Annotated in this window: 4 protein-coding genes; 1 reads left to right on the top strand and 3 read right to left on the bottom strand. The window is 72.3% G+C overall.

Annotated elements, in window-relative coordinates:
- Window positions 1-33: 33 nt before the first annotated feature.
- Window positions 34-9,507, bottom strand: a complete 9,474-nt coding sequence (locus AC4BEG_RS31535) for an amino acid adenylation domain-containing protein (RefSeq protein ID WP_490703064.1) — start codon at window positions 9,505-9,507, stop codon at window positions 34-36.
- Between the two features lie 8 nt (window positions 9,508-9,515).
- Window positions 9,516-17,273 (bottom strand): amino acid adenylation domain-containing protein, encoded by a 7,758-nt coding sequence (locus AC4BEG_RS31530; RefSeq protein WP_490703063.1) that lies wholly within the window; start codon window positions 17,271-17,273, stop codon window positions 9,516-9,518.
- Between the two features lie 242 nt (window positions 17,274-17,515).
- Between AC4BEG_RS31530 and AC4BEG_RS31525 the strand changes: the two genes are divergently transcribed.
- Window positions 17,516-19,894 (top strand): ATP-binding cassette domain-containing protein, encoded by a 2,379-nt coding sequence (locus AC4BEG_RS31525; protein WP_490703062.1) that lies wholly within the window; start codon window positions 17,516-17,518, stop codon window positions 19,892-19,894.
- A 70-nt stretch (window positions 19,895-19,964) separates the two neighbouring features.
- Here the strand turns inward: AC4BEG_RS31525 and AC4BEG_RS31520 are convergent, their stop codons facing one another.
- Window positions 19,965-20,711, bottom strand: a complete 747-nt coding sequence (locus AC4BEG_RS31520) for a thioesterase II family protein (RefSeq protein WP_490703061.1) — start codon at window positions 20,709-20,711, stop codon at window positions 19,965-19,967.
- Between the last annotated feature and the right edge of the window lie 91 nt (window positions 20,712-20,802).

The following is a 20,802-nucleotide window of genomic DNA, read 5'->3' as shown; positions in this document are numbered from 1 at the left end:
CGGCTCCGCCATCCCTTCTTGTCGGTCGGTGTCTCACGGGCGTCGCAGCTCCCGGAGCATCCGGTTGATCACACGGCTGACCTCGGCGGCGTTCCGCGGCCAGTACATCTCGTTGTGCGCGCAGGCCACGTCCACGCGGTGCACCGGCCCGTCGATATAGCGGTGCCACCGCGCGTCCATCTCCTCGTCGAGCCGGCGCAGGTCACGCGTGTCCAGATCGAGGAGCGCGTTGAAGAACACGACCTCGCCGCGGTACCGCGGCGAGGTGTAGCGCTGCATCTGCTCGATGTGCTTCACGAAGATCGACGAAGCGGTCTCGACGAGGAACTCGTAGCCCTCCATGCCCTGGAGGTGTTCCATGTAGGCGGCGAGGAAGGGGCGGATCATGTCCTCGTTGAACGTCTCCAGGCCGGAGAAGTAGTTGGCGGGCGCGGCGTCGAGGATCGCGAGGAGCGCCACCTCGCGCCCGCGGCGCTGGAGCTCCGCGGCCACCGCCTGGGCGAGGGTGCCGCCGAACGACCAGCCCAGCACGTGGTACGGGCCCTCCGGCTGGACCTCGAGCACCTGGCCCACATAGTCGTCGATCATCTCCTCGATGGAGGACGACGGCGGGGTGACCCGGTCGAAGCCACGCGCCTGGATGCCGTAGAGCGGCCACGACGCGTCGATGTGCCGGGCGAAGCTCATGTACGGCCAGCTCAGCCCGCCGCCGGGGTGCAGCCACCACAGCGGGGGGTTCTCTCCCTCGGTGCGGATCGGCAGGACGACGGCGAACGGGTCCTCGAAGGTCGTCACCTCCGTGTCCATGGACAGCTGCTCGGCGAGCTCGGCGACCGTCGGATACTGGAACACCGTCCTGATGGGCGCGTCGATGCCCATCGTCTCGCGGATCTGCCAGACGAGACGGGTCACCCGCAGCGAGTGGCCGCCGCAGGCGAAGAAGTCGTCGTCGATCCCGACCCGGTCCAGGCCCAGCACCTGGGCGAACAGGCCGACGAGGGCCTTCTCGCGCGAGGTGCGCGGGGCGCGGTAGGCGCCACCGCTCGGGTCGGGGTCGGGCAGCGCGGCGCGGTCCACCTTTCCGTGGTCGTTGAGGGGCAGTTCGGTGAGCAGGACGATCTCGCTCGGCATCATGAAGTCGGGCAGTTCCCGGGCCAGTTCCTCGCGCAGGCGCGACGGCAGCCGGGACGCGCCGCGGGACAGCGCGGGCGAGTTCACCAGCCGTCCGGTGCGGCCACGGGTGGGGCGGTAGATTCCATCGCAGGCGGTGGCATCCACATCGGGCACCACGACCGCCTCGAAGCGGTCCGGTGACTCCGCCGACCAGGTGCAGTACACCGCGTAGCCCCGCTCGGCGCCCCACGCCTCCAGGTCGGCCGGGTCGAGTGCGGTGCGGTCGTCGATCTGGCCGCCCCATTCGCCCTTCTCGGTGGCCAGCCGGGCATTCGGCACCCCGGTCAAACGGATCTTCCCGCCGTGCCGGGCCAACGCGCCAGCGACGCCGTCCAGTTCATGGACATCGACGCCCCAGGTTTCCATCGGCAGACCCGCGAGGTCGAGGGCCTGGAGGGGGCCCTTGTGCAGGACGACCTCGTAGCGGTGGCGGGTCAGTTCGTTGTGCGCGGTGCCCTGCTTGAGCCGGATGTCGGTGGCGGTGACGTCCGGGTGTGCCTCGGCCCACCGCACGAAGAAGTCGGGGGCGATGACCAATTCCTTCTCGTCCAGGACCGCGCGCTCGACCGCGGCCTGTACGGCGGCCGCCCGGTTCTCCGGGCGCCGCGCGCGGTGGACGGCCTCGGTGAACGCCCGCAGCGTGTGGTGGCTGCGGACGTCGCCGACCACGATCCGCCCGCCCGGGGCGAGGCTGCGCAGCGCGACATCCAGCACCCGCTCGAGATAGCCGGCGTCCGGGAAGTACTGCACCACCGAGTTGAGGATCACCGTGTCGAAGTGCCCGGCGGGAAGGTCACCGGCCTCGTCGGCGCCCTGGACGCGCAGCGTCACCTTCTCCGCGAGCCGGGGCTCGGCGGCGACCTGTGCGCGCAGCCGCTCGACCACCGGGACACAGAAGTCGGTGCCCCAGTACTCCTCCGCCTCGGGGGCGAGCGGCCCCATGAGCAGGCCGGACCCGACGCCGATCTCCAGCACGCGCCGCGGCCGCAGGGCGCGCACCCGGCCCACCGCGGCGTCGCGCCACGCCCGCATCTCGGGCAGCGGGATGGGCTGACCGTTGTAGGAGCTGTTCCAGCCGGTGAAGTCCTCGCCGACCCCGTCCAGGCCCACTTCGGCCTCGCCGTACATGGAGTCGTAGATCTCCTGCCACTCGCCGAGGTGCTGGACGGCTTCGTGGTCGGAGTCGACCGACGCGTCGGGCACCACGTACGCCACCAGGCGCCGTTCGCCCAAGCGGTCCTCGCGGACGGTCACGACCGCCTGCACCACGCCCTCGCGCCTGCGCAACGCCGTGGCGATCTCCCCCGGCTCGACGCGGAAGCCGCGCAGTTTCACCTGGTCGTCCACCCGGCCGAGGAACATCAGGTGCCCGGCGGTGTTCCAGCGCACCAGGTCGCCGGTGCGGTACATCCGCGCACCCGGCGCTCCGTACGGGTCGGCGACGAACCGCTCGGCGGTCAGGAGCGGTCGATTGACATATCCGCGCGCCACGCCTTCGCCCCCGATGTACAGCTCCCCGGCGACGCCGGACGGAACCGGCCGCAGGGCGGCGTCGAGCACCCGGAACTCGGTGCTCTGCAAAGGCCCGCCGATGGGCAGCGGGTCGGTGCACTCCTCCAGCGAGGCGATCCGGTGGCCGGAGACGAAGGTGGTGGCCTCCGTCGGGCCGTACGCGTTGACCACGGCGAGGCTGGGGCAGGCCGCCAGGACCTTGCGGACCGCCGAGGGCGGCAGCACCTCGCCGCCGGTCCACACCTCGGCGACGTCGGCGAAGCACTCCGGGTGCTGCTCGGCCATCACGACGAACAGCCCGGTGGTCAGCCACAGGCCGGTCACCTTGCGGTCGGCGATGACACCGGCGAGTTCGGCGGTGTCCAGCTGCCCCGCGGGGGCCAGCACCGCGGCGCCACCGCTGAACAGGGGCACCCACAGCTCGTAGTTCAGCGGGTCGAAGGTGAACGTCGTGTGGAACAGCACACGGCGGTGCGCGGCGCCCGCCCAGCACGCGTCGAGTACGAAGTCGACGACGTTGCGGTGGGTCACCTCGACGCCCTTGGGGCGGCCGGTGGAGCCGGACGTGAACATCACATACGCGCCGCTCTGTTCCCCGACTCCCTTGATCTCGGGCGCGGAATCCGGGTGACCGGACAGGTCGAGGTCGGCGAGGGTGTGGTCCACGACGACATCGGGGGCGGCGTCCGCGAGCATGAAGTCGACGCGGTCGGCGGGGTAGCAGGGGTCGACGGGCACGAAGGCCGCGCCCGACTTCAGGACCGCGAGGAGGGCCGCCACCATCAGCGGCGAGCGGTCGAGCTTCACCGCCACGCGGCCGTTCGGGCGGGCGCCGCGCTCGCACAGGTGGTGGGCGATGCGGTTGGACCAGCGGTCCAGCTCGGCGTAGGTCCAGCGTTCCGAGCCGTCGGCGGAGATCAGCGCGGTGGCGTCCGGGTCTTCGGCGGCGACGGCGGAGAACCGCTGGTGGACGGTTCCGGCCTCGAGGCGCTCCGCGCGGCCGCGGCCGCCCCACCGGGCCAGTGTCGCGGACTCTCCGTCCATGAGGATGTCCACCGCCCCCAGGGGCGTGTCCGGCGCGGCGACCGCCTGCCGCAGGAAGTGCGTCCAGCGGTCGAGCAGCGCGGTGATCGTGCCCGCGTCGAAGAGCTCGGTCGCGTACTCGGCGAAGCCGGAGATGTGCGGCCGGTCCCCCTCGTGTTCGGTGAGGCTGAGGAACAGGTCGAAGCGCGAGACACCCGCGCTGAAGATCTCCTCGGAGAGCGTCAGGCCCGGCAGGGAGTAGTTCCCCGGGGTGTTGTTCTGGAGTGCGAGGTGCACCTGGAACAGCGGGTGGTGGGCGGGCGAGCGCACCGGGTTCAGGACCTCGACCAGGTGCTCGAAGGGGACGTCCTGGTTGTCGTAGGCGGCCAGGCTCCGCTGCCGCACCCGGCCGACGAGGTCGGCGAAGGTGGGGTCGCCGGAGGTGTCGGCCCGCAGCACCCAGGTGTTGACGAAGAAGCCCACCAGGCCGGCCAGCGCATCGTCCGTGCGGCCCGCGATCGGGGCGCCGAGCGGCACATCGGTGCCCGCGCCCAGCCGGGTGAGGATCGCGGCCAGTCCCGCCTGGAGCACCATCGACACGGTGGCACCGGTCTCCCGCGCCAACGACCGGATACTGGCTGTGAGTTGCTCGTCGATATCGATGAAGACCGCGTCGCCCTCGTAGGACGCCACCGCGGGCCGCGCCCGGTCGGTGGGCAGGTCGATGGTGGCCGGCAGGTCCGTCAGCTGGGTGGTCCAGTAGTCCAGCTGGCGCCGGTACAGGCTGTCCGGGTCGTCGCTGTCCCCGAGCAGATCGCGCTGCCACAGGGTGTAGTCCGCGTACTGCACCGGCAACGGCTTCCACTCCGGCCGCCCGCCCGCGCACCGGGCCTCGTAGGCCGTGGCGAGGTCCGAGGCGAGCGGGCGCGCCGACCATCCGTCCGCGGCGATGTGGTGCGCGCTGATCAGGAACATCCACTCATGGGCGCCGAGCCGGAACAGCCACGCGCGGATGGGGATCTCGTGTCCCAGGTCGAAGGGGCGGCGGGCCGCCTCGCGCAGCGCGGTCGGCAGTTCGGCCTCGGTGACCTCGCGTTCCTCCCACCCCACTTCGACCTCGCCCGGCGCGAGGACTCGTTGGTACGGCTGCCCGGCGTCCTCGCCGAAGACCGTGCGCAGCGACTCGTGCCGCTCCACGACGTCGTCCATGGCGTCGCGGAGCGCCGCCGCGTCGAGGTCGCCTCGCATCCGCAGGCCCAGCGGGACGTTGTAGGTGGCCGACGGCCCTTCGAGCCGCTGGATGAACCACAGCCGCCGCTGTGCGAAGGAGACCGGCAGCCGCTCCGGCCTGGCCTGGGGGACCAGCGGCGGCCGGACGGCGGTCGCGGTGGTCAGGTGGACCGCCAGCTCGGCGGGGGTGGATGCCTGGAACACCAGGCGGATCGGGATCTCCACACCGTGCACCGCGCGGATGCGGCTGACCAGCTTGGTGGCCAGCAGCGAATGGCCGCCGATGGAGAAGAAGTTGTCGTCGGCGCCGACCCGGTCGACGCCGAGCACGGCGGCGAACAGCGTGCACAGCGACTCCTCCTCCGGCGTCGACGGGACCCGTCCACCGCTGCCCGCGGCGTAGTCGGGCACCGGCAGCGCGCGCCGGTCCGGCTTGCCGTTGTCGGTCAGCGGCACCCCGGCGATCGGCACGATCGCGGCGGGCACCATGTACGCGGGCAGGCTCTCCCGCAGGTGCGCGCGGAGGGCGGGCAGTAGCGCGGCTATCCCGTTCGCGACGGCCGGGTTGTTGACCGGCGCCCGGTCGCCCCGGCCGGGCAGGTACACCCCGCTCAGGGTCCGCCCGGCCGCCGGGCCGTCCCGGAAGACAAGCACGTCCACCCCGTCGACCGCGGTGGCCGACAGCGTCACGAGCGCGTCCCAGCCGTGCCGTTCGGCCCAGGCGCGGATCACGGGCGGGTCAAGCGCCGGTGGCACCAACGTGCCGGGCTGCTCCTCGCCCAACTCCCGGGCGGCGGCGATCTCGTCGGTCAGACGGGCGTTCGGCACACCGGTGACGCGGACGACCGCCGCGTCCTGTGCGCCCACCCGCGCGGCGAGGCGATCGAGATCACCTTCCCAGGCCAGGGCGGGAACACCGGCCACGGACTGCGCCGGCTGGGTGCCACCCGGTTTGTGCAGCACGATCTCATAGCGATGCCCGGTGAGTTCGTTGTGCGCGTCGCCGTCCTTGACCCGAACATCGACGGCGGCCCCGCCGGCGTGGTCGGCCCAGCGCAGGAACCACTCGGGGTCGACAACGAGTTCCTTCTCCAGCAATACGGCCTGGTCCACGGCGCTGCGCAGCACCTCCGGTGTGGCCTCCGGGTGCCTGGCCCGCTGGACGGCGACCTGGAGCACCGGCAGGGAGGCGGCCCGGCGGACGTCGCCGAGGACGATCCGGCCGCCCGGCGCGAGCATGTCCCACGCGGCGTCCAGGACCTGGCGGAGGTAGTGCTCGTTCGGGAAGTACTGCACCACCGAGTTGAGCAGCACGGTGTCCAACGCGCCGCGGGGCAGGCCGGAGGTGTCGTCGGCGGCCTGGCAGCGCAGCTCGACGCGGTCGGCCAGACCGGCCCGCGCCACCTGACGGCGCAGCCGCTCGACGACCGCCGCGGAGAAGTCGGTGGCCCAGTACCGCTCCACCCGGCCCGCGAGATGGGCGAGCAACAGGCCGGAGCCGACGCCGAGTTCGAGAACCCGCCGGGGCGAGTGGTCCAGGACGCGGCGCACCGCGGCGTCCCGCCAGGCGCGCATCTCCCCGATCGGGATGCGGTCGCCGGTGAAGGCGCTGTTCCAGCCGGTGAAGTCCTCGCCGAACGGCACGTCGGGTTCGTCGGCGTACCCCTGGTCGTAGACCTCGTGCCACTCCTCGATCTGCTCCTGTGCCCCGCCCGCGGTGTCCAGTGCGCCGGTGTCCGCGACGACGTAGGCGGCCAGCCGCTTGTCGCCGGGCCGGTCCTCGCGCAGGGTGACGATGGCCTGGCGGACGGCGGGGTGGCGGACCAGGGTGGCTTCGATCTCGCCGGGCTCGACGCGGAAGCCGCGCAGTTTCACCTGGTTGTCGGCGCGGCCCTGGAAGCAGATGTTTCCGTCGGGGTAGAAGCTCGCCCGGTCGCCGGTCCAGTAGAGGCGGTCGCCGTCCCGGTGGGGATACGGATCGCGGAGGAAGCGTTCCGCGGTCAGCTCCGGGCGGTTGGCGTATCCGGCGCACAGCACGTCCCCGCCGATGTAGAGGTCGCCCTCGACGCCGACCGGGCACGGCCGCATGTCGTCGTCGAGGATGTAGTAGCGCGCGTTGTCGATGGGCCGGCCGTAGGGAATGCTGCGCCAGGCCGGGTCGATCTCACGTACGCGGAAGTAGTTGGACCACACCGTGGCCTCGGTCGCCCCGCCGAGGCTGACGATCTCGGCGCGGTCGAACACCGCGCGGATCTCGTCCGGCAGGGGCAGCGGGGTGTAGTCGCCGGACAGGAACACCAGGCGCAGCCTGTCGGTTCCTTCCCAGGTGTCCTTCCGGGACAGCAGGGGCGGCAGCTGGTTGAGCGTGGTCGGCACCGAGTTCCAGAAGGTGATCGGCTCGGTGAGCAGCAGGTCGAGCAGGAGCGCGGGATCGCGCTGCTGGGCCTCGTCGGCGATGTACAGCGAGCCGCCGCAGCCCAGGAGGCCGAGGATGTCGAAGACCGACAGGTCGAAGCCCAGCGAGGTGAGGCACAGGCCGGTGTCGTCGGGGCCGAAACCGAAGGTGCGGAAGCACCAGTTGAGCAGGTTGTGCAGCGGCCGTTGGGTCATCACCACGCCCTTGGGCTTACCGGTGCTGCCGGAGGTGAAGATGACGTACGCGGTGGTGTCCGGCCCGGCGGACGGCTCCGGATCGCCCTCGGCCGCGGGGGGCGGCGGGTCCTGCTCACCGGCGACCTCGATGCGGGTGACACCGTCGGGGAGGGCCAGGAGTTCGGTGTCCGCCGTGGTCAGCACGGTGTCCGCCCCGGTGTCGGCGAGCATGCCGGCGACGCGTTCGGCGGGGGACGACGGTTCGAGCGGCAGATAGGCGCCGCCCGCCTTGAGCACGCCGAACACCGCCGCGACCATGACCGGGCCGCGGCGGATGCCGATGCCGACCACCGTCTCCGGGCCGACGCCGCGTTCCTTGAGGTCCCAGGCGATCCGGTTCGCCCGCTGGTTCAGCTCGCGGTAGGTCATGGTGCCGCCGGTCCAGCGCACCGCGATCGCGTCCGGGCGCAGGGCGGCCTGCTCCTCGAACAGCACATGGATCGGCCCGGGACAGGGCACCTCACGCGCGGTGTCGTTCCACTCGACGAGGATCTTGTGGCGCTCCGCCGCGTCGAGCGGGCGGCGCGCGGCGTCGGGTGCGGCATCGGGCGCGGCGGCCTCGTCGGCCGTGATGGTGTGCTCCCGGCCGCCGACGGCCGGTACGTCGAGGGCGCCGACGGTGATCTCCGGGTCGGCGACCACCTGCTCCACCACCCGTACGAACCGGGCGGCGATCTCCTCCACCGTCGAGCGGTCGAACAGGTCGGTGGCGTACTCGATCTCGCCCGTCACCGAGCCGTCGGACTCGTCCGGCGCCATGTTGAAGAACAGGTCGAACTTGGCGGTGCCGGTCGGGATGGGCTCCATCGACACCGTCACACCGGGCATCTCCAGTTCCGGCGGTGTGTTGTTCTGCCAGGCCAGCACGGTCTGGAACAGCGGGTGGTGGGCGGTGGACCGCTCCGGCCGCAGCAGTTCGAGGAGCCGCTCGAAGGGGACGTCCTGGTTCTCGTACGCCGCGAGCGCCTTGCTCCGCACCTGGTCGAGCACGGACGCGAACGACGCTTCCGCGGAGACCTGGACGCGCAGCACCCATGAGTTGACGAAGAACCCCACCAGGTCGTGCAGCGCCTCGTCGGTGCGCCCGGCGATCGGTGAGCCGACCGTCAGGTCGTCCCCGCCGTCCAGCCGGTGCAGCAGTACCGTCAGCGCCGCCTGGAACACCATCGACACCGTCATACCGCGGGCGCGGGCCAACTCCTCGACGCGTGCCCGGATCTCGCGCGGCAGGCCGAGCGGGACGGATCCGCCGCGGTGGCTCGCCACCTCGGGCCGGGGCCGGTCCAGGGGGAGCGGAAGCAGCGGGGAGACCCCGGCGAGCTCCTCGCGCCAGTACGCCGCCTGGGTCGACAGGACGCTGTCCGGATCGTCCAGGTCTCCGAGCATCTCCCGCTGCCACACCGCGTAGTCCGCGTACTGCACCGGCAGTTCCGCCCACCGGGGCGGGTGTCCGGCCACACGCGCGCGATAAGCCTCCGACACGTCCCGCGCCAGCGGCGCCAGCGACCCGCCGTCCCCGGCGATGTGGTGGATCACCAGGACCAGCAGGTGTTCGTCGTCGCCGCTCCGGACGAGGCTGCCCCGCAGCGGCGCGTCGGACGACAGGTCGAACCAGCTGCCGATGATCGAGGAGATCACGCCCGGCACCCGGTCGGCGGCCACCCGGCCCCAGTCCGTCCAGGGCAGTTCGAGCTCGTCCGGGTCGAGGATGCGTTGGTAGGGCTCGCCGTCCTCCTCGCCGAACACCGTCCGCAGGACCTCGTGCCGCGCCATCACATCGCGGAACGCGGCGCGCAGCGCGCCGGTGTCGAGCGCTCCGGTGAACCGCAGGAGCAGGGGGATGTTGTACGTCGGGGACGGGCCCTCGAAGCGGTTGATGAACCAGAGCCGACGCTGCGCGTACGACAGGGGAATCATGTTCGCGTTCACCTTTCGATCATTCTGCGCAACTGCGTGCGGGCAGGGGCCGACATCTCGTTCCAGTGATCGGACAGCTCGGCGGGGGTCCGTGAGGTGAACAGCGCGCGGATCGGGATCTCCACGCCCAGTTCCGCGCGCACCCGCGCCACCAGCCGGGTGGCCAGCAGGGAATGCCCGCCCAGGGCGAAGAAGTCGTCGTCCATCCCGACGCGTTCGGCACCGAGCACCTCGCCGAACAACCGGCACAGCGTCGCTTCTCGCCCGGACCGCGGGGCGCGGTAGGCGACTCCCGCGAACTCCGGCGCGGGCAGCGCCGAGCGGTCCAGCTTGCCATTGGGGGTGAGCGGGAATTCCGTCAGCACGACGACGGCCGCGGGCACCATGTAGGCGGGCAGCCGCTCGCCCACCAGCGTCCGCAGCCGCTCGGCGGGCGGCGCCTCGGCGCCGCTCTCCGGCACCACGTACGCCACCAGCCGCCGCTCGCCGGGCTGGTCCTCCCTGAGGACGACGGTGGCCTGGCGGATGGTGTCGTGGCCGGCCAGTGTGGCTTCGATCTCGGCGGGTTCGATGCGGAACCCCCGCAGTTTGACCTGGTGGTCGGAGCGGCCCAGGTACTCGACCTCGCCGCTGCCGGTCCAGCGGGCGAGGTCCCCGCTGCGGTACATCCGGGACCCCGCGGGGCCGTACGGGTTCGCCACGAACCGCTCGGCGGTCTGCGCCGACCGGCCGAAGTAGCCGCGGGCCAGGCCGTCTCCGGCGATCCAGAGGTCGCCGGTCACCCCCGGCGGCACCGGGCGCAGGCCATGGTCCAGGACCAGGATCCGGTAGTTGGCCACGGGTACGCCGATGGACGGGGGCAGGCCCGAGGAGCCGGGGCCGAGGCGGGCGGCGGTGGCGTAGATGGTCGCTTCGGTGGGGCCGTACAGGTTGGTGGCCTCGGCGGCGTGGCCGCGCAGCTCCTCGGCCAGGGCACGCGGCAGGGCCTCGCCGGTGCTGATCACGCGGAGTCCGGCCAGCCGGGCCGGGTCGTGGGCGATCAGCTGCTGCCAGAGCGCCGGGGTGGCCTGCACCAGGGTGACGCCCGCCCGGTCGACGAGGTCGAGCAGCGCGGGGGGCTGGAGGACGTCGTCCTTGCCCGCCAGCACGACCCGCGCCCCGGTCAGCAGCGGCAGGAACAGCTCCAGCGCGGCGATGTCGAACGCGACGGTGGCGACCGCGAGGACCCGGTCGCGAGGGGTGAGCGCGAACCGGTCCCGCATGCCGGTGAGCAGGTTGACCAGCGCGCCCTGTTCGACGACCACGCCCTTGGGCCTGCCGGTGGAGCCGGAGGTGTAGATGGTGTAGGCGGCGTGCCGCGCGGTGACCGGTGTCCGCGGCGCGTCGGCGGGGCAGCCGGACAGGTCCGCCCCGGCCAGCCGCTGTGCGTCGAGCACCAGCACCGGGCCGCTGTCCTCAACCACGGAACGCACCCGGGCGGCCGGGTAGTCGGGGTCCACCGGCACATACGCACCGCCGGCCTTCCCCACCGCGAGCAGCGCGACCACCAGGTCGGCCGAGCGGGGCAGCAGCACCACGACCCGGGCCTCCGGCCGCACGCCCTGTCCGATCAGCCAGTGCGCCAGGCGGTTGGCCCGCTCGTCCAGTTCGCGGTAGGTGAGGGTGTGGCCGTCGTGCTCGACCGCCACCGCGTCCGGTGCCGCCGCCACCTGCCGGGCGAACAGGGCGGTCACGGTCTCCCGGGGGACCTCGGCCGCGGTGTCGTTCCAGCGGTGCAGCACCTGGTCCCGCTCGTCCGCGGTGAGCACGTCGAGGGCGCCGACGGTGGTGTGCGGGTCGGCGGCGATCTGCCGCAGCACCTGGGTCAGCCGACCGGCGATGGCCTCCACCTCGGTGTGGTCGAAGGCGTCGCGCTGGTACTGGAAGGACAGCCGCAGCAGGGGGTCGGCCGCAGCGATGACGGTCAGCGGATAGTGCGGCGGGGCGTAGGGGCGCACACCGGTCACGCCGAGACCCGGTGCCGCGGCGGACAGGCCCGCCCGGTCGACGGGGAACGACTCGAAGACCATGAGGGTGTCGAACAGCGCGCTCAGCCCGGTCGACCGCTGGATGTCGGCCAACCCGAGGTGGTGGTGTTCCACCAGCCCGGCCTGGGCGTCCTGGAGTCGGCCCAGCATGCGCCCGAGGTCCTCGCCCGGTGCGCAGGTGGCACGGACGGGCACCGTGTTGATGAAGAGGCCGATCACCCCGTCGGCTCCCGGGAGTTCCGAGGGCCTGCCGGACACGGTGACGCCGAAGAGCACATCATCGCGGCCGGTCAGACCGGCCAGCACGATCGACCACGCGCCCTGCACCAGGGCGTTGATGGTGACGCCGAGGCCGGTGGCCCTGCGGGCGAGCGCGGCGGCCTCCTCGCCGGACAGCGCCGCGACGACCTGCCCGCTGCCGGTGCGGTCCGAGCGCGGGCCGGGCGCGAGGAGGGTCGGCTCCGCGACCCCGGCCAGTTCCGCGCTCCACGCCTCGGCCGACCGGGCCGCGTCCTGCCGTGACAGCCAGCGCAGGAAGTCCCGGTAGCCGTGCGCGGGCGGCGGCTCCGGGGCGCCGCCGTGTGCCGCGTACAGCCGTATCAGTTCCCGCTCGATCAGCGGGACCGACCAGCCGTCGAACAGCACATGGTGGGCGGTGAGGACGAGGTCGGCCAGGTCCGGTCCCCGGGTGACGAGGGTGAAGCGGAGCAGCGGTGGCGCGTCGGCGCTGAACGGGGCGTCGCGCTCGTCGGTGATGATCCGTTCCAGGCGCTCTTCCGCGTCGGGCTCACCGGTGAGGTCGACGTGCCCCCAGGGCAGCGGTACGTCCTCCACCACCACCTGTACGGACTCGCCGGCCGCGGTCGACACGAAGGCCACGCGCAGGTTGGGATGGCGCTCCAGCAGTGCCTGGCCCGCCGAGCGCAGCCGGTCCGGGTCGACCGGACCGCTGAGCCGGAAGACGAACTGCGTCTGGTAGGCGGCGATCGTGGGGTCCGCGAGCATCGTGTGGAACAGCAGACCGGCCTGGAGCGGGGTCAGCGGCCACACGTCGTCGATCCGACCGAAGCGCCGCTGCCAGGCGTCCAGTTCGGCCTGGCCTACGGTCACCAGCGGTACGTCGCTGGGGTTGAGCCCGGTCGCGCCCTCGGCGGCCCGCGTCCGCAGTCCGGTGAGGGCGGCGCGCCAGTCGGCGGCCAGTGCGCGGACCTCGTCGGCGCCGAGCACTCCGGTGGCGAAGGTGAACAGGGCGGTGAGGCGCGGCCCGTCGTCGGCCCGGGTCACCAGGGCGCCCAGGTCCAGGGCGCTGAGCGCGGGCATGCCGGAATCGGGGGCGGCGACGAGTTCGGGGTGCTCCGGCGCCGTGGTCCACCCGTCGTGGTGCCCGGACCGGGGGGCGTCGAAGGAGAAGTGCCCGAGGAAGTTGAAGCCGATCTCGTCGGCCGGGTGGGGGCGCAGGGCCGCCGCGGTCTCGTCGTTGAGGTGGCGCAGCAGGGTGTAGCCGTTGCCGTCGCCCGGCACGGCGTGGCGCTGTTCCTTCACGCGCCTGAGGGCTTCGCCCGCCGCCGCTCCCCCGGCGATCGCCTCGTCGACGTCGATCCCGGAGAGGTCGAACCGGACGGGGTGGACGCCGGTGAACCAGCCGACGGTGCGGGAGAGGTCCGCGCCGGGGACGAGGTCCTCCTGCCGTCCGTGGCCTTCGAGCCGGACGACCGTGGGGCCCTCGGGTGCGCCGCGCCGGTGCCGGGCCACCGCCAGGACGAGGGCGGTGAGCAGCACATCGTCGACGCCGGAGCGGAACGCGGCGGGCACCGAGGTGAGCACGGCGTCGGTGAGGTCAGCGGGGAGTTCGACGCGCAGGGTGTCCGTGGTGGACATGAGGTCGGCCTTGGGGTCCAGCGGGCGGGAGCCGACCGGCGGGACGGGACCGGCGAGCAGGTCGCGCCACCGCGGCAGTTCCGCCGTCCGGGCCGGTCGCGCCGCCTCCTCGGACAGGGCCCGCAGCCAGCGCCGCAGCGAGGTGCCGACCGGCGGCAGCTCCGGTGCCGTGCCCGCCCGTATGTGCCGCCATGCCGTGGCGAGGTCGGGGAGCAGCACCCGCCATGACATGCCGTCGACCACGAGGTGGTGCGCGGCGATCAGCAGCCGCCCGGGGCCGCCCGCCTCGGGGTCGAACCACACGAGCCGGAGCATGCGGCCCGTCCGGGCGTCGATGGCGCGCAGCGCCGCGTCGGCCTCGGTGCGCAGCAGCTGACGCCAGGAGGGGGCGTCCCAGTGGCCCGGACAGCCGACCCGGGTGATCAGTACGGCGGGGTCCACCGCGCCGGGCGGCAGCACCAGCAGGCCGTCGTCGACGAGGCGCGAGCGCAGCACGTCGTGCCGGTCGAGGACGGCGCCGACCGTCGCGGCGAGGCCGTCGCGGTCCACCCCGGCGGGCAGTTCGAGGACCAGCCACTGGGCGAGCCGGTCGAGTCCTGGGCCGCGTTCGGCGATCAGCCGCGCCATCGGCGGCAGCGGCACCAGGCCGAGGCCGCCGCCGTCGAGTTCGGCGAGCGCCGGCGCCGCGGTGTCGCGCGTCGCGGCGACGGCCAGCGCGGCGACGGTGCGGCACTCGAACACGGTGCGCGGGGTGAAGGCGAGGCCGCCCGCCCGCGCGCGGGCCACCACCTGGATGGCCCGGATGCTGTCGCCGCCGAGGGCGAGGAAGTCGTCGTCCGCCCCGACCCGGCTCACCCCGAGCACCTGGGCGAAGGCGTCCGCCAGCAGCCGCTCCTCGTCGGTGCGGGGCGGCCGGTAGGCGCGGGCGGCGAACTCCGGTTCGGGCAGCGCGCCGCGGTCCAGCTTGCCGTTGGCGCTCAGCGGCAGCCGGTCCAGGATCTCGAAGGCGGCGGGGACCAGGTGGTTCGGCAGCCGGGCGGCGGTGAAGGCGCGTAACTCGGCGATGTCGAGACCGGCGTGGAAGTCCCAGTCCGTGGCCTGCCGGCCGGTGCCGACGACAGTCTTGGGCACGACGTACGCGACCAGTTGGGCGGCTCCGTCGGCGCCGCGGCTCTCCCGGGCGACGACCGCGGCGCCGGCCACCCCGGGGTGGGCGGCGAGCACCGCCTCCACCTCCGCGGGCTCGACCCGGAAGCCACGGATCTTCACCTGGTGGTCGGCGCGTCCGGCGAACTCGAGGTCGCCGTCGGCGTTCCAGCGCGCCAGGTCGCCGGTCCGGTACATGCGCTGCCCGGCGGATCCGAACGGGCACGCGACGAACCGCTCCGCGGTGAGGGCCGAGCGGCCGAGGTAGCCCCGCGCGAGCCCGGCACCCACGATGTACAGCTCGCCGCGGACGCCGCGGGGGACCAGCCGGAGCCCGCTGTCGAGCACGAGCAGCGTGGTGTTCTGGATCGGGGTGCCGATCGGGATGGTGGCGGCCTCCGGCCGGCACCGCCACGCGGTGACGTCCACCGCCGCCTCGGTCGGCCCGTACAGGTTGTGCAGGGGCACGCCGAAGAGCCGGTCGAACCGCGCGGCGACGTCGGGGGGCAGCGCCTCGCCGCTGCATACGACCCGGCGCAGACCGGTGCAGCGGGCCGCGGTCTCCTCGGCGGTGAACTCGGCGAGCATGGACGGGACGAAGTGCAGTGTGGTGACCCGGGCCCGCTCGATCACCTCGGCGAGGTAGGCGGGGTCGCGGTGGCCGTCCGGCCGGGCCATCACCAGGGTGGCGCCGGTGATCAGCGGCCAGAAGAACTCCCAGACCGATACGTCGAAGGAGGCCGAGGTCTTCTGGAGCACCCGGTCGGTGCCGTCCAGCCGGAAGTGGTCCTGCATCCACAGCAGTCGGTTGACGATCGCGGCGTGTGTGATGACCGTGCCCTTGGGCCGCCCGGTCGACCCGGATGTGTAGATCATGTACGCCGGGTGATCGGGGCGGTGGGGTGCTGTCGCGGTGGCCCCGCCGGTCAGCGGGATCTCGTCCACGGCGAGGGCGGGGACGTCCCCGACGGGCAGCTTCCCGGCGCTCTCCCCGGCCACCAGGAGCAGTGCGGGGCGCGCGTCGGCGAGCATGAACTCCACGCGGGCGGCGGGGTATTCCGGGTCGACCGGGACGTAGGCCGCACCCGCCTTGAGCACCGCGAGCAGCGCCACGACGAGGTCCAGGGAGCGCGGGATGGCCACCGCGACGAAGCGCTCGGGGCCCGCGCCCGCCTCGATCAGCGTGCGGGCGAGGCGGCCGGACCGGTCGGCCAGCTCCCGGTACGTCAGGCCCGCGTCCTCGAAGGTGACCGCGGTCGCGTCGGGGGTGGCGCGGGCCTGCCGGTCCAGCAGTTCGGTCAGCGTGACGTCCGGGACGTCGACCGCCGGGCCGGAGCAGGCGGCGAGCAGCGCGCGTTGTTCGGCGGCGCCGAGCGGGCTGATGTCCGCGACCCGCCGCGCGGGGTCGGCGAGCGCGGCGCGGAGGAACGGCACGAAGCTGTCGGCCAGACCGGCGAGGTCCCGCTCGCCGTAGTGCGCGGCGGGCGCGTCGAAGCGGACGTACAGATCGCTGTCGGCGGTGCCGTCGGTGTAGAGCGACACCATGATCTCGTCGACCAGGCCGAACGTGCCGCCCGCGAACCGCGCCACGCTGCCCGCGAGGTCGAGCGCCTCGACGAACGGGAAGACGTTGACGATGGTGCCGAACGGGCTGCGCGCCTCGGCGGCGCGCCCGGTGGCCCGCTTGATCAGGGCCAGTTCGTGCCGGGCGTGCCGCAGTACACCGCGGCGCTCCCGGCCGAGCGCCCCGGCCAGCTCCACCAGGCTCGCTTCGGGGGCGGCCTCGGCCCGGATCGGGATCCGGTTGGAGTACAGGCCGAGCGCCTGCCGCGCGGCACCGGTGCGGTGGTTGACGGTGATGGTGTGCAGGGGGGCGGACGGGCCGCACATGAGCTGGAGGTAGGCCGCGGCCGCGGCGGAGAGCAGGTCCGGCACGCTCGTTTTCAGCCGCTGCGCCGCGCCTTCCCATGAGGCGCGTTCGGCGGCCGGAACCGTCGCGGTGCGGGTGGTCATGCCCAGCGGCCCGGTGAGAAAGTCCCAGGGCCCGCGCTCACTCGGGGATGCCCCCTCGGGGGGGCGTACGCCGGTGGGGAGCCGCGCCGCGGTCGGTTCACCGGCGAGGTAGTCGCGCCAGAACCGCTCGGCGTCGGCGAACCGGCGCGACGTCCGGTACGCGGCGTCCGCCGCGGCGGCGTCGCCCGCCGGCCGCGCGACGCGTCCGGGGACGTCGGACTTCTCGTACAGCGCCCGGTAGACCTCGGCGATCCGCCGGGACAGCAGCATGAGCACACCGAAGGCGTCGGTGAGGATGTGATGGAAGATCAGGACCACGAGGTGACGGGCCGGACCCAAGCGGATGGAGCCGACCCGCAGCAGCGCGTCCCGCGCCAGGTCGAACGGTTCGCTCGTCAACGAGGCGACGGCGGCACGGGCCGCGTCCTCCGGGTCGGGGGCGTCTTGGACGTCGAGGTGAAACGGTTCCCACGTCCCCGGGTCACGGGCGATCACCCGGAGCCCGTCAGCGCCCCGCCGGAAATTCACCCACAGAGGGTCGGTCTCCGCCATCACCATGCGCAGCGCGGTGGTGAAGAGGGGGACGTCCAGGACACCGTCGACGTTCCACAGCGTCACCACATTGTTCGGTTGGGCCGGGGCGAACTTCTGTGCGAGCCACATTGCTTCCTGCGCGGCCGTGACGCCGGTCGCCGATGCCATTCAGGCATCCCCCCCTGCCTACGTGGTATCCAGAACACAGGGCACTCAACTCACCCAATAGTGACGCAACCCACAGGGTTGGCCACCAAGGTGAAAGAAGTTGGCCAGACACACACAGTTGCCACCCTGTGTACGGACAGCAGTTTCCGGTCAACACGGTGCTATGGGTCTGTTTCGGACCCGGCAGCGAAGACAGGTTCGTTCGACAACAAGACACCCTCGTCCGGCAAGTGGAGGATTGGATGACCGTGAGGACGACTGCCGACACTCAGCAGACCGAACAGGACTTAGCCGATCAGCACGACCGGATCCGCGTGCACGGCGCGCGGGAGAACAACCTGCGGGACGTGAGTCTGGAGATCCCCAAGCGCCGTCTGACGGTGTTCACCGGTGTCTCCGGATCGGGCAAGAGTTCGCTGGTCTTCAATACGATCGCCGCCGAGTCGCAGCGGCTGATCAATGAGACCTACAGCGCCTTCGTACAGGGGTTCATGCCGTCCATGGCGCGGCCCGAGGTCGAGATGCTGGACGGGCTGACCACCGCGATCATCGTCGACCAGCAGCCGCTGAGCGGCCATCCCCGCTCCACGGTCGGCACCGCCACCGACGCGGGCGCGCTGCTGCGGATCCTGTTCAGCCGCCTCGCCAAGCCGTACATCGGCACCCAGAAGGCGTTCGCCTTCAACGTCGCGTCGGCCGACGCGTCGGGCACCCTGGTGGTGGGCGGCAAGGCCATCGAGAAGCGCGTCAGCGTCGTCGGCGGCATGTGTCTGCGCTGCGAGGGGTTCGGCACGGTCACCGACATCGATCCGGACCAACTGTACGACGCCGACACATCGCTGGCCGACGGCGCGATCACGGTCCCCGGCTGGAAGCCCGACGGCTGGGTGGTGCAGTCGTTCATCCAGTCCGGCTTCCTCGACCCGGCCAAGCCGATCCGCGACTACACCGCCACGGAGATGCACGACTTCCTGCACCGCGACCCGGTGAAGGTCAAGGTGAAGGGCGTCAACACCACCTACGAGGGCCTGCTCGCCCGGGTGCGGAAGACATTTCTGGCCAAGGACCAGGAGGCTCTTCAGCCGCATATCCGGGCCTTCGTGGATCGGGCGGTGACCTTCACCGCCTGCCCCGACTGTCAGGGCAGCCGGCTCAGCGAACTGGCCCGGTCGGCGAAGATCGACGGGGTCGACATCGCCGAGGCCTGCGCGATGCAGATCACCGACCTGTCCGCGTGGGTAAGGAACATCGCCCAGCCCTCGATCGTCACCCTGGCGGCGAACCTGTGTCAGGCCCTCGACGCCTTCGACGACATCGGTCTTGGCTACCTCTCGCTGGACCGGCCCACCGGCACGCTGTCGGGCGGCGAGGCGCAGCGTGTCAAGATGGTCCGCCATCTCAGCTCGGCGCTCACCGACGTCACGTATGTCTTCGACGAGCCGACCGTCGGTCTGCACCCGCATGACATCCAGCGGATGAACAACCTGCTCAGGCGGCTGCGCAACAAGGGCAACACCGTGCTGGTGGTGGAGCACAAGCCGAAGATGATCATGATTGCCGACCATGTCGTCGACATGGGGCCGAAGGCCGGCACCGAGGGCGGCCAGGTGGTCTTCGAAGGCACCATCGACGAGCTCCGCTCCAGCGGGACGCTGACCGGCCGGCATCTGGATGCCGGTGTCCGTCTCAAGCCGACGGTGCGCACCCCGACGGGCAAGCTCGCGGTGCGCGGCGCCAACGACCACAACCTACGGAACGTCGATGTCGACATCCCGCTGGGCGTGCTCACCGTACTTACCGGAGTGGCCGGTTCCGGCAAGAGCTCGCTCATCCGCGGCTCCGTGGCCGACCGGGAGGGAGTCGTGCTGGTGGATCAGGGCCCCATCAAGGGCTCCCGGCGCAGCAATCCGGCCACCTACACCGGGATGCTGGAGTCGATCCGCAAGACCTTCGCCAAGGCCAACGGCGTCAAGCCCGCCCTGTTCAGCCCCAACTCCGAGGGCGCGTGCCCGCAGTGCAAGGGCGCCGGAGTCGTCTACACCGACCTGGCGATCATGGCGGGCGTCGCCATCACCTGCGACGAGTGCGAGGGCAAGCGGTTCCAGCCGTCGGTCCTCGACTACCGCGTCGGCGGCCGCAACATCAGCGACGTCTTCGAGATGTCGGTGGCCGCGGCCGAGGAGTTCTTCGGCCAGGGCGAGGCGCGCACCCCCGCCGCGCACACCGCCCTGCGGCGGCTCGTGGACGTCGGGCTCGGCTACCTCCCGCTCGGCCAGCCGCTCACCACGCTGTCCGGAGGCGAGCGGCAGCGGCTGAAGCTGGCGGCGCACATGAATGAGGACCGCAGCGTCTTCGTGCTGGACGAGCCGACCTCCGGTATGCACCTCGCCGACGTGGAGCAGTTCCTCGCGCTGCTCGACCGGCTGGTGTCCGCGGGCACGTCGGTCATCGTGATCGAGCACCACCAGGCCGTCATGGCGCATGCCGACTGGATCATCGATCTGGGGCCAGGCGCGGGCCACGACGGCGGCCGGATCGTCTTCGAGGGGACACCGGCCGACCTCGTCGCCGCCCGCTCCACGCTGACGGGCGAGCATCTGGCGGAATACGTGGGCAGCTGACCGCCAGCTGACCCATCTGGTGTGCCGCCGGGGCCCGTTGGCCGCGGCGGCTCACCGTTTCCCTGACCTCTCAGGCCGTTTCGCGCCCCAGGACGTCCGACACCAGACCCGCGATGTCGGTGCCCACGTGGAAGTGGCCGCCCGGCCGCACCCGCAGTCTGAACTCGCCCGAGGTGACGTCCGCCCACTCCCCCAGCAGCGCTTCGTCCACCATCGGGTCACCGATGCCGTGGTAGCAACTCACCGGGCAGGACAGCGGTTTGGTCCCGGAGCAGGGCCGGTAGGTCGCATGCGCCCGCAGGTCCGAGCGCAGCGTCGGCAGCAGCAGCTCGCGCAGTTCCTCGTTCTCGGCGATCCCGGGGTCGATGCCGCCCAGCGCGTACAGGGTCGCCCAGAACTCGTCGTCGGGCGCGGCGTGGACCTCCCGGTTCTTCATATGCCCCGGGGGAAGACAGGCGGAGGCGCACAGCATCCTCGGCTGTTCGCCCATGTCGCGCAGGAGCAGGGCGGACTCGTAGGCCACCAGGGCACCCAGGCTGTGCCCGAACAGCACGTCGTCGCAGGTGGGCAGCTGGAGCAGCTCGGCCACGGCGTGGCTGGCCATCTCGGCGACGTCGTCGACGAGTTGCTCGACGAAGCGGTCACCGCGTCCGGGGTACTGGACGGCCACGAGTTCCACTTCGCGCGGCAGCGCGGTGGCCCAGTCGGCGAACGCCGACGCCGAGCCCCCGGAGTGCGGGAAGCACACCAGCCGGACGGCGGGCGCCTCGACCGTGGCCAGTGACCGAATCCAGCCCTGTTCCCGCATCCGGCTCATCGCATCGCCTTTCTCGGTAGCCCACGGCTTTCACCGGTTCCATGGTGTCCGCTTCCGCCGCTATCACGGGATTCACGAAAGAACTAGGTAA

It is taken from the genome of Streptomyces sp. JLBJ103, assembly GCF_058215575.1.
This window is presented reverse-complemented; position numbering and strand designations above follow the sequence as displayed.